We start from the raw sequence: 15999 nt of genomic DNA on the forward strand, positions 1-15999 counted from the left end.
CTTCGTGGTCGAGTGGCGACCATTTGCATGCGAGGCGGAAGTTGTAGGGGTTACCTTTATGGTAACCACCGCCTCGCGTGTAAGGATCGCCGTTACGCCACAGCCATTTTTGAGAAAGTGCAAAATCTCGGATAAAACTATATTTTTAAAAATATTTTGATTGAATGCCTTTCTTCTATATGTTATAATGATAGGATGAGAAGGGGGTGCACACAATGAGTGAAAACAAGAGAATGTTAGAATTAGAGAAGCTTTCAGATGAGTTTAGGGCTTTGATTGAAAAAAAGGACTTAAAGGCGGCCCGCGAGCTTTTGCTTTCTCTAAATGAGATTGATATTGCTGATCTTATTGACGAGATGGACCCGGTTTCGGGTGCTGTTTTATATAGGATGCTTCCCAAGGATTTGGCGGCTGAGGTTTTTGCATACTTCGACTCTGAGCAACAAAAGGCCATTATAGATGTGTCCACTGATGTTGAAATCAAGAGTATTTTGGATGATTTAAACATGGACGATATGGTCGACATGCTCGAGGAGATGCCGGCTTCTGTTGTCAACAAGATTTTAAAGTACACTTCTCCAGAGGAGAGGAATCTGATAAATGTGTTTTTGAAGTACCCTCAGGATTCTGCGGGTTCTATTATGACTATTGAGTATGTGTCTTTGAAAAAGAAGATGACTGTTGCCGATGCTTTGGAGAAGATTCGCCGCGAGGGTATTGATAAGGAGACTGTCTATACTCTTTATGTAACTGACAAGGAACGCCGCTTAGAGGGGATTTTGTCCCTGAGAGAGCTTTTGGTGGCAAATGATGACGATGTGATCGAGGATTTGATGGAGTCGGATGTTATTTACGCCCACACACACGACGACAGGGAAGATGTTGCTAATCTTTTTAGGAAGTATGGTTTCAAGGCCCTGCCTATTGTAGACAATGAACGCAGGGTGGTTGGGATTGTAACGGTTGACGATATTATGGATGTTATGGAAAGCGAGACCACGGAAGACTTCCAAAAGATGGCTGCTACCACACCAAACGAGACTCCATACCTTTTGACTTCTCCATTTACCCTGGCCAAGCACAGGATTCCCTGGCTTTTGGTTCTGATGATTTCATCGACTATTACGCAAAATATTATTAACGGCTACGAGCATTTCTTGTCTTCGATTCCGTTTTTGGCTGGCTTTATCCCCATGTTAATGGATACGGGTGGTAACTCGGGGGCCCAATCGTCGACTCTGGTTATCCGCGGTATGGCCACTGGTGATATCAGGGGCAAGGACTGGCTCAAGGTTTTGTGGAAGGAAATGCGGATTGCACTTTTGTGTGGCCTCACCCTGGCTATTGTAAATTATTTTAAGGTTATTTACTTGGACGGGGTTCCAGCAGATGTGGCCCTGACCGTTTCTTGTTCGCTGGTGGTGGCTGTGCTTGGTGCAAAGCTGGTGGGAGGACTGCTTCCTATGGGGGCTGCCGCCCTTAAGCTGGACCCGGCTATTATGGCGTCGCCACTTATTACGACCATTGCTGACGCGACGAGTTTAACTGCGTATTTTATATTCGCTCAAATGATTATTAAATAGGAGTTTTTATGTCAAATTTACACAACAAAACTGTAGAGCTTGACAGGATAGAAAAGAGATTGAAGGAGCTTGTGGAGGCCAAGGATTTCAAAGGCGTCCGCGTTTTACTTTCGGTTTTAAACGAGGTTGACGTGGCAGACCTTATCGATACCTTGGACGACAAGACGGGGGCGATTATCTACAGGACCCTGCCCAAGGATATGGCGGGCGAGGKTTTTTATAATCTATCCTACGACCAGCAGGAGGAAATTGTCCGCACTGTTTCAGATACTGAGCTCAAGAGCATTATCGAGGACATGTACATGGACGACAAGGTGGACCTCTTGGAAGAGGTTGACTCTGATCTGGTGGATAGGATTTTAAAGTATTCCAGTCCCGAAGACCGCAAGCTGATTAATCAATTCTTGCAATATCCTGAAGATTCTGCAGGATCGATTATGACAATAGAATATATTTCATTAAAGAAGGAGATGACGGTCAAGGAGGCCCTCCACAAGATAAAGACCGAGGGCATCAAGAAGGAAACCGTCTACACCCTTTATGTAACCGACCAAAGTCGCAAGTTGGAGGGGATCGTATCCTTGCGTGAGCTAATCATTGCTTCTCCGGAGACAAAGATTATAGATCTTATGAATCCAGATGTGATTTATTTAAATACCCACGACAGCGAAGAGACGGTTGCTGAGACCTTTAAGCGTTATGGCTTTGAGGCCCTGCCCGTTTGCGATAAGGAGAACAAGATCGTCGGCATTATTACCGTTGATGACATCCTGACCCTTATGCAAGAATTGGCTGATGAGGACTTCCAAATCATGGCTGCTATTACGCCAAACGATGAGGAATACCTGGAGACATCTGTTTTCACCCACGCCAAGCACAGGATTATCTGGCTCTTTGTCCTCATGATTTCGGCTTCTATTACCCAGAGGATTATCAATGGCTACGAAGGACTTTTGGCCTCGACAGCATTTTTGTCCGGCTTTATACCCATGCTCATGGGCGCCGGCGGTAACTCGGGTTCTCAGTCGTCGACTTTAATTATCCGCGGTCTGGGAACTGGGGAGATCGAAACTAAAGACTGGCTAAAGATTGTATTTAAGGAACTTCAAGTGGCAATTATTTGTGGTCTTGTCCTGGCGGTCGTAAATTATTTCAAGATTATCTACATCGACGGGGCCCCGGCCAATATTGCCCTCACGGTTTCACTGACCCTAATCGGATCAGTGACTGCGGCCAAGCTCCTGGGCGGGCTTTTGCCACTGGCTGCCTACAAGCTCAAGATGGACCCGGCTATTATGGCATCGCCACTTATTACGACAATTGCAGACGCGACTACACTTGTAGTTTACTTTACCCTAGCATCTAGCATTATAGGATTTTAGGAGGACTTATGAAAATTTTTAACTCTTATAGCGGAAAAAAAGAAGATTTTAAACCCATAAATGAAGGCCAGGTGACCATGTACGTTTGCGGACCAACCGTCTACAATGACATGCACTTGGGCAATGTCAGACCCCAGGTTGCCTTTGATGTTTTGAGAAGGTATTTTATCTTTAAGGGCTACGATGTAACTTACGTTTCCAATTTCACTGACGTGGATGACAAGATTATAAATAAGGCCAACGAGGAAGGCGTTGATATCAAGACCATTTCCGACCGCTATATCAAATCGGTCGAACGCGACTACACGGACTTAGGGCTTTACGAATATCCAATCGAGCACCCAACTTGCACGGACCACATGGACGATATTATTGATTTTATCCAAGGGCTCATTGACAAGGGCTTTGCTTACGAAGCCAATGGGTCGGTTTATTTTCGCGTCCGCAAACTCAAAGACTACGGCCGTTTGTCCAACCGCAATATCGAAGACCTGGAAATCGGCGCCCGCATTGAGGAGAACACCGAGAAGGAAGATCCGCTAGACTTTACCCTGTGGAAGGAAAAGAAGGAGGGCGAACCCTATTGGGATAGCCCCTGGTCCCAGGGCAGGCCGGGCTGGCACATAGAGTGCTCGACCATGATTCGCTCGCGCTTTGGGTCGACCATTGACATACACGCTGGCGGCGAGGATTTAAAATTCCCCCACCACGAAAATGAAATCGCCCAATCAGAGGCCCTAAATGACGCGCCTCTGGCCCATTACTGGATGCACAACGGGATGATAAATATCGACGATGTCAAGATGAGTAAGTCCTTGGGCAATTTTTTCTACGCCCATGAATTTATAGAAAAGGAAGGGGCTGAGCTCCTCAGGTTTTTCATTTTAAACGCCCAATACAGGAAGCCCCTCAACTATTCCAAGGCGGCAATCGAGTCTGTAAGGGCCATGATAAGCCGCTTGAGGAACGCCAAGGACAGGCTAAAAAGCCTCATTGAAAAGGCAAGTGAGGGACCAGAAAACAAGGACCTAAGAGAAGGAGTCGACAAAATTAAGGAAGATTTAATCAGCCACATGGACGACGATTTAAATACGCCAGACGCTGTGACTGACTGGCTCAGCTTGGCAAAATTAATCAACACAAGCTTGGATGAAACTACTTCGCTGGATGATTTAAAATACGTAAAGTCTGCCTTTGACGATTTTGTTTTGATCTTTGGCGTTATTGAAGACGAAGAAACAACGATTGATGCGGACATAGACGCCCTCATCCAAGAACGAGAAGAGGCTAGGAAAAATAAGGACTACGCCAGGGCTGATGAGATCAGAGACCAGCTCAAGGCTGAGGGGATTGTCCTCAAGGATACCAAGGACGGTGTTAAGTGGCAGAGGCTTTAAAGAAAGAATATGCCCTAATGGACGCTCTTAACCTGGCATTTTTGGGCGATGCTGTCTACGAACTCATGGTTAGGCGGGACCTTGTAAGTGAAAACAGGCATGTGGCCGACCTCCACAAGGAGGCCGTCAGATATGTATCCGCCAACGCCCAGTGCAGGGACTTTAAAAATATCGAAGAGCTCTTGACCGAGGAGGAGCTGGACCTGGTTAGACGGGCCAGAAACAAGAGCCAGCACCCGCCCAAGCATACCAAGATTCAGGTCTATAGGATTGCAACTGGCTTTGAAGCCCTGGTTGGCGCCCTGTATTTGTCGGGGGCCAGGGACAGACTGGAATATCTTTATGAGGAGATAAAAAGGAGAAGATAGTGGAGATAATTGGAATTAGAGCTGTTAGCGAAGCCTTGAAAGCAGACGGCAAAAAAATTCGCCTAATAGTTCAAGATAAAAAAGCCCCAAAGTTAAGGGAAATTTTGGATTTGGCTTACGACCAAGGCCTGGAAGTCAGAGAAGACAGGAATTATTTTTATAAGTTCAAGTCCTCCCACCAAGGCGTTTGCCTGGAAGTGCCCGAATATGAGTACATGGACCTGGACGAGTTTTTGTCAAGGCCAAAAGAAGACAGAAAGGCCATAGTAGCCCTTGACGGCGTTGAAGACGTGGGCAACTTTGGATCGATTATAAGGAGCGCATCGGTCTTTGGCATAAGCGCAATTATTATTACCAAGGACAGGTCGGCCCACATTACACCGGCTGTTATCAAGACTGCCCAAGGTGGACTTGAGGACCTGCCTATTATAATGGTAGTAAATCTGGCACGAGCCCTTAGGGACCTCAAGGACGCAGGTTATTTTGTCCTGGGCACAGATATGGAGGGGGACGACGTCGGCGAAGTCTTTGATTCAGACGTAGTTATGGTTATTGGCAGCGAGCACTCGGGCATGAGGCCGGGCGTAAAAAAAGAATGCGACAAAATCTTAACCATACCCATGGATAAAAAATCGAGTGTTGGCTCACTAAACGCTGCAGTTGCCGCCTCAATAGTTTTTTACGAATACCACAAAAAACAAATCTAAAGATGGCTTATGAAGGAAGTTTTTATAGTTGATGGCTACAATTTAATACACGCAAGTCACCTAAAAGACCTCCTGGAAATATCTTTGGAAGAGAGCAGGCGGTCCCTGGAGACCATTCTATCGGGCTACGGCAAATACATTGGCAAGAAGATTATCGTGGTCTACGATGGCCACATGGTCAAGGATAATCGGGGGGAAACTTACGAGAAGGATGACCTCACCATTGTATTTACACGTGAAAACGAAACCGCCGACTCCTTTATAGAAGCCGCGACCTACAAGTACGCAGATCGATACAAGATGGTCGTGGTGACCAATGACCTGGCAGAGTCTACGCTTGCCTTTAACGAGGGCGCAAGTCGGATGGGGTCAAGGGCCTTTTTTGCCATGATTGAAGACAGCCTAGATCTGGAGAAAAAAATGCACCAAAGGCAAAAAATCAAAAACGACCACCTGGTAGAGGAAAGCGAAATGGAAAGAGAACTCAAAAAGTGGCTGGAAGGCAAGGATCAATAATATTTAATTTTAGATTTTAATTTTTATATTGTAATTTTTATTTTTACTGCATTTTCAATTTTGGAGATTTTATGGACCAGAGATTTTTTAAGAATTTTATTTTTGATATAGACGGGACGATTTTGGATTCGCGTTTTGCCACTATTGAGGCTTTTGAGCGGATGACTATGAAAAAGATCGGCCGGCCTTTGACTGCAGAGGAGAAGGCTATTACCCTTCACTTGCCTGTAATAGATGTCTTGGCGGCCCTTAAGATCGAGGCAAATGCAGAAAATATGGGAGAGCTCTTTGCACATTTTGATGAGCTGGCCCACGGGATTGGAATGTTCGCTGGCATGGAGGAGGTCTTGGCAGAGTTAAAGGCCAGGGCAAACTTTATGGCCTTTGCTACCAACCGGGACCGAACTGGCAGCCATATTGTCCTGGACCAAAATGGCATGGATAAATTTTTTGATACTTTTGTTTGCAAGGACGATGTCGAAAATCCTAAGCCTAGTGGTGACATGTTGGTCCTTTTGATGAAGGAAAATAATTTAAATCCCGACCAGACCATTTATATAGGAAACGCCCTTAGCGACCATCTGGCTGCAATCGACGCCGGCATAGCCTACGGGGCCTCGGAGTGGGGGACTGACGAATATTTAAATCACGACAAGATTCTTTTAAAAGGGCCGGCTGATATTTTAAAGCTCTTGGAAAAGTAAAAATAATTTAAATTTAAATTGTGGCGACGCCCACAATTTTTTTGTGGAATTTTTTTGAAATTGTTCTTAAAGTTATTTTGCTTTATTTTTTGCAAATTGTTTTTAAAATTATTTTGCCATTTGTTTGGGACTTTATTTTTTAAAGTTTTACTAATTTTTTGCTAAAAGCAAAGCAAAAGGCGATTGGCCATTGGTTTTTTGTTGACGGAAAGCCTTTTATGGAGTATAATTTACCTATATATTGAGTTTAAGGAGGTAACGGTTATGGACGCTTTGGATTTGATAAGAGAATCTCTTAACAAACTCACCTTTGACGTTGTGGTTCAAAGGGCGATTTGGATTATCCTTGGCATTTTAATGCTGACGAGCTTGTATTATCTGATACAGATTGCCAACAAGCACGTGGATGAGGATAAGCAGATTAGGGTCTCGACAAAAAAGGTTTTTAAATGGTTTTTAATTGCCCTGGCAGTTTTTATTTTTTATTTGATTTTAAAGACCAATGCGAGCCTTAGGTATTTATTTAACACCTTTATTGCATCGCTCATCATAGCCTATGTATTAAATCCGGCGGTTAGGCGCTTGGAGAAGAGAAAATATATGAATAGGACCCGGGCTATTGCTGCTATTTATCTGATAGTTTTGGTTATCTTGGTAATTTTTTCTCTTACAATTTTGCCAAAGACGGTCCAAGAATTTAAAAAGCTTATAAATAACCTACCTTCATATGTAAACCAAGCCCAACAGCTGGTAAATGACTTGTCTGTCAAAATTGCTGGCAAGGAGCTTTTTGATATCAAGACGGTTGATTGGGGAGAATTTATACAAAATATGATTCAAACGGCCAGGAAGAACATGGGAGGAGTTTTGTCTGGGGTTAAGACAACTGTTTCCAAGACCCTGATGATCGTTTTGATTCCTCTATTTGTCTTTTATCTTTTGAAGGACAAGGAATTGTTTGTGGCAAAGGCCAAGGCTTTGATTCCAGAAAAACGCAAGGAAAAGACCCTGCAAGTCTTATCCAAGATCGATAAACAGGTCGGCAATTATGTAAAGGGTAAACTCCTGTCTTGCCTGGCCCTAGGGATTATGATTAGCATTTTCTTAACCATAGCTGGAGTAGACTTTGCCTTTGTAATCGGGATTATCTCCATGTTTGCGGATATTATTCCCTATATTGGACCCCTGGTTGGATTTATACCAGCCTTTATATTTGCAATTATAGACAGCCCTGCCAAGGCGCTGGCTGTTATAATTATATTCCCAGTTTCTAACTGGCTACAAAATAACATTATTATGCCAAAGATTTTTGCAGACACTCTGGGCATGCACCCCTTTACAGTGCTTATAGCAATACTGATTGGGGGCTTCCTCTTCGGTTTTGTGGGCATGATCTTTGCCCTGCCGATTGTGATTATTGGCCAGGTTGTTTACAACGAATACAAGGATTATAGGAAAAATAAAATTAAAGAAGAATCGAGGATAGAAAATGACAGAAAATAAAATTGGTATGCACGAGATAAGACGCAGATTTTTAAAATTTTTTGAATCCAAGGGCCATCTCGTTCATCCATCATATTCACTAATACCAAAAGATGACAAGAGCTTATTATTGATTGGGGCTGGTATGGCTCCACTTAAAAAATATTTTACCAAGGAGGCCACACCGCCAGCTTCACGGATGACCACTTCGCAAAAGTGCGTCCGCACTGGCGATATAGATAACGTTGGCAAGACCCTCAGGCATCTTACATTTTTTGAAATGTTGGGCAACTTCTCCTTTGGCGATTACTTCAAAGAAGAAGCCATCACTTGGGCCTGGGAATTTCTGACTGAGGTTATGGGCCTTGACAAGGACAGACTTTGGGTTAGCGTTTACAAGGACGACGACCAGGCCTTCAACATTTGGAAGGACAAGGTTGGAATCCCAGAAGAACGCATTGTCCGCTTGGGCAAGGAAGATAACTTCTGGGAGCTAGAAGTTGGACCCAGCGGTCCCTGCTCTGAAATCCACTACGACAAGGGTGTGGAATTTGGTTGCGGAGATCCAAACTGCAAACCTGGCTGCGACTGTGACCGCTTCCTAGAAGTTTGGAACCTGGTCTTCACCCAATTTGACAAAGACGCTAATGGCAATTACAATCCCCTCCCAAATCCAAATATCGATACGGGCATGGGCCTTGAAAGAATTGCCTGCGTAATGGAAAATGTAGAATCAGTCTACGATATTTCTACAATTAGAAAAATTATTACCGAAGTCGAAAGACTGTCGGGTAAAAAATACGACGTCGAAGAAAAGACCAACACCTCAATGAGGATCATCGCTGACCATACCAGGGCCATGACCTTCCTCATCTCAGACGGGGTTGTCCCTTCAAACGAAGGCCGCGGCTATGTCTTGCGCAAACTTATGAGAAGGGCGGTAAGACACGGCATGCTCCTTGGCATCAAGGATATGTTCTTGGTTGAAATTATCAACAAATTCATCGATGACTGGAAGGAAGCCTATCCAGAACTCGACGAAAACAGGAGAATTATCCTGGAAGTTGTCCAAACTGAAGAAGAAAGATTTAAACGCACAATCTTTACCGGCTCAGAACTTCTAGATGCCAAGATGAAAGACCTCAAGGCTCAAAATAAAACTGAAATGTCAGGGGCAGACGTCTTTGAACTCTACGACACTTACGGTTTCCCAGCTGAAATTACTGAGGAAATTTTAAGCGAAAATAAATTAACCTATAATAAGGAAGAATTCGACGCCGCCATGGAAGAGCAAAAAACTCGGGCACGCGAAGCCATCGACAAGTCCGACTCAGGTTGGAAGAAGGATGGCAACGACGAAATCTTCAAAGGTCTGTCAAACGATTTCTCTGGCTACAGCGAAGTCGAAGGCGACACAGAAATTACAAATATCTTTATGGATGACAAAAAAGTCGACTCCATTAAATCTGGCGACAAGGCATTAGTTGTCCTTGCTAACACTCCCTTCTACGGGGAAAGCGGGGGCCAAGTTGGCGACATCGGAACTCTTACAGGCGACGGCTTTGCTATGGACGTTATCGACACACAAAAGACCAAGGGCGGCCTCTTCCTTCATAGCGTCAAGGTTACAGATGGCTCAGCCAAGGTCGGAGCCAAGGTCTTCGCAAAGATCGACAATTTCCGCAGGGAAGACATCAGACGCAACCACTCTGCCACCCACTTGCTGCACGCAGCCCTCAGACAAGTTCTGGGTACCCACGTCCACCAAGCTGGATCACTGGTAGAAGCTGACCGCTTGCGTTTTGACTTTAGCCATTACCAAGCCATGACTGAGGAAGAAATTGCCAAGGTCGAAAGAATTGTAAACGAAAAAGTCTTGGAAGCAATCCCAGTTGTAACTGAAGAAAAATCTCTTAAGGAAGCCAAAGAAGAAGGCGTTATGGGTCTCTTTGAATCTAAGTATGGGGAAATCGTCCGTGTTTTAAAGATGGGCAAGTTTTCTATGGAACTCTGCGGAGGCACCCACGTTAAAAATACATCCGAAATCGGCCTCTTCAAAATCGTAATGGAAACGGGCACAGCTGCAGGCGTTCGCAGGATCGAGGCCATCACAGGCCACGCAGCCTATGAGTATGTCTTGAATAATGAAAAACTAATCGAAGATATAGCAGGCAAGCTAAAGGCAAATCCTACAGATATCTTGCAAAAGACCGAAGACCTGGTCGGAGAAAATCGCGAACTTAAAAAAGAAGTTGAAAGCCTAAAGGCAGAGCTCTTAGCTGGAGCTGCAGGCGATTTGGAATCCAAGATTGTCGACTACAAGGGCCACAGACTCCTTGCTGAAACATTTGAAGATGTGGATGCCAATGAGCTCAGAAGCATTTCCGACGAAATGAAGGGCAAGTTTGACGACATCCTGGTAATCCTCGGCGCAAAAAACGGCGACAAGGTCAACCTCCTCGTCTCAACAACTCAAAAGCTAGTCAAGGAAGGGGTAAATTCTGGACAAATCGTCAAGAAAATCGCCCAAGCCCTGGGCGGCAATGGTGGCGGTAAGCCAGACATGGCCATGGCCGGAGCCAAGGACGTAGACAAATTAGAGTCCGTATTTGCTGACATCACATCTTATTTATAAATAGAATATAAAAATAAAAAACAAAGGAGGCGGAAAATAAAAACCGCCTCGTTTTTTGTTGGAATTTAAAATATATATAGCCAAGAGCCAGGATCCCCTGGCTCTTTTTTATTGGGAAAACAAATGTTAGGCGAATCTTTATTTAAATGCTAACATGATTTTATTTTTAGGCACAAATTGTAGGATAATCTTTTAAAAATAACTATATATACATAAAATAAAAAAATTTTTTGAGGCAAAAATCAATTTTTTAGAGAAAAGTTGAATAAAAATCAATTCGAAATCGGGAAATACATCCCGTGTTTTAAGATACAAGGCAATTATTTTTTAAAAACCTCACCACAATATGTAGTGCTTTATCTAGAATTAGCTTTTAATTATCTCTTTACTAAAAAATTAATCTAGGGACAAATAACCATAGTTTGTGCAATAAAAATATAATTTTTTGATAAAAAAATTAGAAAAAACAGTTTGACTTTATCTAAATAAAAGGGTAAGATTAAAGTAACAAAAGAGCTATAAATAAAGCTTTATAAGGATTTCTTAAAAAACAAGTTCAGAAAGAAAAAATCCAGAGATAAATACATATTATAGAAAATAAATTTAAAACTAAAGAAAGCATAAGCACAATATATAGTATAAATCCAAGGAGGAGTTAAGAATGTTAGGTAAATTTATATTATTCTACGCATCAATATTATTAAGTTTTAGTCAAACCGCTTATAATAATGTAGTAAAAGATTATACAGAGAAGGCTGGCAAGGTTGAATCCTATGTGGACTACAATATAAAGGGTAAACCTGAAGGAGTTTATGTTGAAAAGTACTATATTGGATCAGCAACAAATATAGGAAAAAATGACAAGAAAGAAATCGCCGATTGTTTAAAGGAAAATTTAAACCAAGTCGATTCAGCTGGCCTTTTAAAAACTTACAGCATCAGGGAAGAAAATGGAAATATGTACTACTGCTTCCACTCACCTCACAGCGAAGAAAAGACCAAGGCCATCCAAAATCAAACCAGAGGATACAAAAAAGAAATGCAAGCCGCAATTAATTCTTGGGGACCAGGTTTAAATGATCTTCAAAAGTTGGAAAGAATCAACCGCTTTATAATTGACAAGCTGACTTACGATGAAAGTGGACTCAGTCAAGATATTTATAAAAAGCAAACCCCATCTGGTTATTGGCAAAACACCTGGCCTGCAGCCTATGAAACAAAGACTGCTTGCTGCAGTGGTTATGCAGAATTATTTGACGTCATGGCAAAACTCGCTGGCCTAGAATCCAAGGTCGTCAGCAATGATGTTCACGCTTGGAATACAGTCAAGCTTAACGGCGAATGGAAACACTTCGATACAACTTGGAACGATTATTTGGAAGATGAAAAGCTGTATTTTAATCTTAGCTTTAGCGAATTAAATCAACTTGATGCAAAGCTAGATCAAGAAGCCTTTAATCATAGTCTAAGCAAAGTTTACCTAGCACAAAAATAAATATAATGAAGAAGATGGCGGCGGCCATCTTTTTTTGTTGGAAATTTTTGCCTGTACAATATGTGCTGAGAATGAAAGGATAGAAAAGATTATAAAGTTTTTTAGATAATAATTTGTTAGAGCCCCCATATGGATGATCTTTTTTATCCTGCCAATATAAAGGCGGACAAGACTTTTTTTAAAGATCTAATTGTGTTATAATACTTTCTATGATACTTTTAAAACTTTTGTGGGAGGAATAATATGAAAAAAGAAAATGTTTTGGCTACTGAGCCCATTTCAAAGTTGCTTTTTAAATTTGCCCTGCCATCTGTCATTGCAATGATTGTTGGGGCTTTTTATAATATCGTCGATCAGATTTACATAGGAAACAGCATTGGGGTTGTGGGAAACTCTGCGACCAATGTGTCCTTCCCCCTAACCACCATGTGCATTGGCCTGTCGCTTTTGATTGGCATTGGGGCTGCGGCCAGATTTAATTTATGCCTGGGCGAGAAAAAGGAAGAGGAAGCCGGCAAGTATATGGGGTCTGGCTTTTTGATGATAATTATTGCAGGACTGCTTTTAACTGTTCTTGTAAAAATTTTTTTGCCAATTCTATTAACAATTTTTGGGGCGACTGCAGAGAACTATGAATACGCCAAGACCTACACTGACATAACTTCCTATGGATTTTTATTTTTAATCCTGACCAATGCAGGCACGGCCCTAATCCGGGCGGATGGGTCGCCAAAGTATTCTATGTATGCAATCTTGGTGGGCTGCATTGCAAATATAATCTTGGATCCAATTTTTATCTTTTCCTTGGATTTGGGGATGGCTGGAGCCGCCTGGGCAACCGTTATCGGCCAAATCCTCTCGGCCCTTATGGTAATATCCTACAGCCGCCACTTTAAATCGGTCGATTTAACAAGGGATGATTTTAAATTCAGGCCAGACTATATGGCAAATATTTTAAAGCTGGGCATAGCACCCTTTATAAACCAAGTTTCCATGCTTTTTGTGCAAATTATTATGAACAATTCCATGGTCCATTACGGGGCCCAGAGTGAATTTGGAACTGTGATTCCCTTGGCAGTTGTGGGAATTTGCATGAAGGTCTTTATGATATTTTTTGCCTTTGCCCTTGGCATTTCCCAAGGCATGCAGCCGATTGTCTCTTACAATTACGGGGCTGGCAATTACAAGAGGGTAAAGGAAGCATATCTCACAAGTGTCAAGTGGGCAATGGCAATACTTACCCTAGCATTTTTGCTGTTCCAATTTGCACCCGATCAAATTTTACATTTATTTGGAGACGGCAGCGAAGAATATTTTAAATTCGGTAGATATTATTTTAGGATAAATCTAATGATGACCTTTTTAATCCCAATCCAACCCATCACTACCAACCTCTTAACCTCAATTGGAGAAGCCAAGTGGGGGGCCTTCTTGTCCCTAACTAGGCAGGTAATATTTTTTATCCCATTGGCACTAATACTTCCAAAATTCTTTGGCATAATGGGACTGGTTTACACAGGACCAATATCAGACTTTCTCTCATTTGTACTAGCAATAATTTTAGCCAAAAAAGTCTTCCAGATGATGGACCAAAAAGAAGCTTGGGACGGAGAAGATTAGATAAAAATATTTGTGCATGCATGACCCACAAACCTTCACCCTACAAGGGGGATCAGGCTTGTGGAATGGTGACCATTTCAGGATCGCCGCTACCTGCAGAGAGAGATTTGAGTGAAGATTATTGGTAAAATAATAAATCTAAAACACCCCCAGGAAAAAATATGCCTGGGGGTTTTATAATGTTATTTCGCAGGAAAATTTGATGAGATTTGGAGGGGGAAATTGAATCGGTCATGTAGCGTCTACCTTTATGGTAGACAAACCGATTCAATTTTCCAAGTATTTCGCAAATTAGACAGCAAATTACAGAATTATAATGTGGATTTGTGGTAAAACGGGCCATATTATAATGCGGATTTGTGGTAAAACGGGCCATATTATAATGCGGATTTGTGGTAAAACGACCTATATTATAATGCGGATTTGTGGTATAATGTAGGTAAATGAAGTGCGGATTTGTTTTTTTCTAGTATATGGAGGTGAAGGGCGCATGTTTAAGAGAAAAATCTATAAAGACCTGATGGAATGGAAAACAAACTCTAATGGCAAGACTGCCCTCTTGGTAGAGGGGGCCAGACGGGTTGGCAAGTCCACAATCGTAGAAGAATTTGCAAAAAATGAATATAGGTCTTATATTTTAATTGATTTTGCTTTTGCTCCAAAGGCTATCAAGGATTTGTTTGATGATTTGCATGATTTGGATTATTTTTTTCTCCAACTGCAATTGCAATATGGTGTAGACTTGCACGAGAGAGATTCTCTGATAATTTTTGATGAGGTTCAATTTAATTCTTTGGCCAGACAGGCTGTTAAAAGACTAGTTGCAGACGGACGTTACGATTACATTGAGACGGGGTCTTTGATTTCTATTAAGAAAAATGTTCAGGATATTTTGATTCCTAGCGAGGAGAGGCGGATTGAAATGTTTCCCATGGATTTTGAGGAATTTTTGTGGGCAATTGGCGATGAGACTACCAACAATCTCTTAAAGCAGGCCTTTGACCAGGGGATTTCTTTGGGAGATGATCAAAACCATAATATGATGAAAAAATTTAGGCTTTATATCTTGGTGGGCGGAATGCCCCAGGCCGTTAAGGCTTATGTAGAAGAAAATAATTTTAGGATTGTTGATGATGTAAAAAGGGATATTTTGAATTTGTATATGGAGGATTTTTATAAGATTGATCCAACAGGTAAGATATCGCTTTTGTTTGAGTCCATACCAGCTGAACTCGCCAGAAATTCCTCCAGATACCAGGTGTCAAGCGTCCTTAACAACCATAGGGCCAGTTCAATTATGGAGGAATTGGCTGAGCTTAAGGCCTCAAAAACTGTCCTCTTTGCCTACAATGCTGACGATCCAAATGTAGGCCTGTCCAGCAATTTAAATTTGGATAAGTTTAAAATCTACCTAGCAGATACGGGCCTTATGGTAAGTCTTATGTTTAAGGATAAGGATTTCACAGAAAATCTTATTTATAAAAAACTTTTGGCAAATAATTTATCAAAAAATTTGGGAATGGTTTACGAAAATGTTATTGCCCAGACCCTGGCTTTTAATAGGCATAAGCTTTATTTTAATTCCTATTATGACAAAGACCAAAAACGAACTTTTGAAGTAGATTTTCTTTTGACCGATAAAAATAAAATAAATACTATAGAAGTAAAGTCGTCAAATTATCGGGCCCACCAATCCCTGGATGAATTTTCAAAAAAATATTCAGATAGGATTGGTAAAGAATATATAATTCACACCAAGGATTATAGGAAGGATGGAAATATTATTAAAATTCCATTTTATATGGCACAATTTCTATAGCAAATTTCACAAAAAAGGAGGCGGTTTTTACTTTCCGCCTCCTTTTATTTTTTTTTATTGCATAGTAATCGGTCAATTTCTTGGCGACCTTTTCAGGTGGTATGATACATGCAAAGTAGACAGTCTAATTAATTAAAAACCCATAAAAGGAGAAAAAATGGGGAAAATTAAATTTGACTTAGAAACAAAAATACAAGCATGTAAAGAATACGAAAAAGGAAACAAATCATTCATAGAAATAGCCAAGGAAATAAATGCAGGAGATACAACTGTCGCCTCATGGTATGTAAA

Annotated in this window: 13 protein-coding genes; all 13 read left to right on the forward strand. The window is 41.7% G+C overall.

Annotated elements, in window-relative coordinates; all coding sequences use genetic code 11:
- Window positions 1-215: 215 nt before the first annotated feature.
- On the forward strand, window positions 216-1583 hold the full coding sequence (gene mgtE / locus CUU59_RS07910) for a magnesium transporter (protein ID WP_099951417.1): 1368 nt from the start codon (window positions 216-218) through the stop codon (window positions 1581-1583).
- An 8-nt stretch (window positions 1584-1591) separates the two neighbouring features.
- Window positions 1592-2965 carry a magnesium transporter gene (mgtE, locus tag CUU59_RS07915; protein WP_099951418.1) on the forward strand — a complete coding sequence of 458 codons (1374 nt, stop codon included), beginning with the start codon at window positions 1592-1594 and terminating at the stop codon, window positions 2963-2965.
- Between the two features lie 8 nt (window positions 2966-2973).
- Window positions 2974-4362, forward strand: a complete 1389-nt coding sequence (cysS, locus tag CUU59_RS07920) for a cysteine--tRNA ligase (RefSeq protein ID WP_099951419.1) — start codon at window positions 2974-2976, stop codon at window positions 4360-4362.
- Window positions 4347-4730, forward strand: coding sequence for a ribonuclease III domain-containing protein (locus CUU59_RS07925; protein ID WP_245870587.1), 384 nt, complete (start codon window positions 4347-4349; stop codon window positions 4728-4730). The genes cysS and CUU59_RS07925 overlap by 16 nt, the downstream gene beginning before the upstream one ends.
- Window positions 4730-5437, forward strand: coding sequence for a 23S rRNA (guanosine(2251)-2'-O)-methyltransferase RlmB (rlmB, locus tag CUU59_RS07930; RefSeq protein WP_169922902.1), 708 nt, complete (start codon window positions 4730-4732; stop codon window positions 5435-5437). The genes CUU59_RS07925 and rlmB overlap by 1 nt, the downstream gene beginning before the upstream one ends.
- A gap of 9 nt (window positions 5438-5446) precedes the next feature.
- A complete protein-coding gene (locus tag CUU59_RS07935; RefSeq protein WP_099951421.1) occupies window positions 5447-5953 on the forward strand; it encodes an NYN domain-containing protein in 507 nt (168 codons plus the stop codon).
- A gap of 71 nt (window positions 5954-6024) precedes the next feature.
- Window positions 6025-6657, forward strand: coding sequence for an HAD family hydrolase (locus CUU59_RS07940; RefSeq protein WP_099951422.1), 633 nt, complete (start codon window positions 6025-6027; stop codon window positions 6655-6657).
- Window positions 6658-6921: 264 nt separating this feature from the next.
- Window positions 6922-8160, forward strand: coding sequence for an AI-2E family transporter (locus tag CUU59_RS07945; protein ID WP_075574273.1), 1239 nt, complete (start codon window positions 6922-6924; stop codon window positions 8158-8160).
- Window positions 8147-10774 (forward strand): alanine--tRNA ligase, encoded by a 2628-nt coding sequence (gene alaS / locus CUU59_RS07950; RefSeq protein WP_099951423.1) that lies wholly within the window; start codon window positions 8147-8149, stop codon window positions 10772-10774. Before CUU59_RS07945 ends, alaS begins: the two co-directional genes overlap by 14 nt.
- Before the next feature lie 661 nt (window positions 10775-11435).
- Complete coding sequence (locus CUU59_RS07955; RefSeq protein ID WP_099951424.1) at window positions 11436-12269, forward strand: transglutaminase domain-containing protein; 834 nt, start codon at window positions 11436-11438, stop codon at window positions 12267-12269.
- A gap of 243 nt (window positions 12270-12512) precedes the next feature.
- Complete coding sequence (locus CUU59_RS07960; protein WP_099951425.1) at window positions 12513-13889, forward strand: MATE family efflux transporter; 1377 nt, start codon at window positions 12513-12515, stop codon at window positions 13887-13889.
- 490 nt (window positions 13890-14379) lie between these two features.
- Window positions 14380-15708, forward strand: coding sequence for an ATP-binding protein (locus tag CUU59_RS07965; RefSeq protein WP_099951426.1), 1329 nt, complete (start codon window positions 14380-14382; stop codon window positions 15706-15708).
- A gap of 157 nt (window positions 15709-15865) precedes the next feature.
- On the forward strand, window positions 15866-15999 hold a 134-nt coding region (locus tag CUU59_RS08385), incomplete at its 3' end, for a hypothetical protein (RefSeq protein ID WP_146036086.1).

The organism is Ezakiella peruensis (assembly GCF_900215725.1).
Taxonomy (GTDB): domain Bacteria; phylum Bacillota; class Clostridia; order Tissierellales; family Peptoniphilaceae; genus Ezakiella; species Ezakiella peruensis.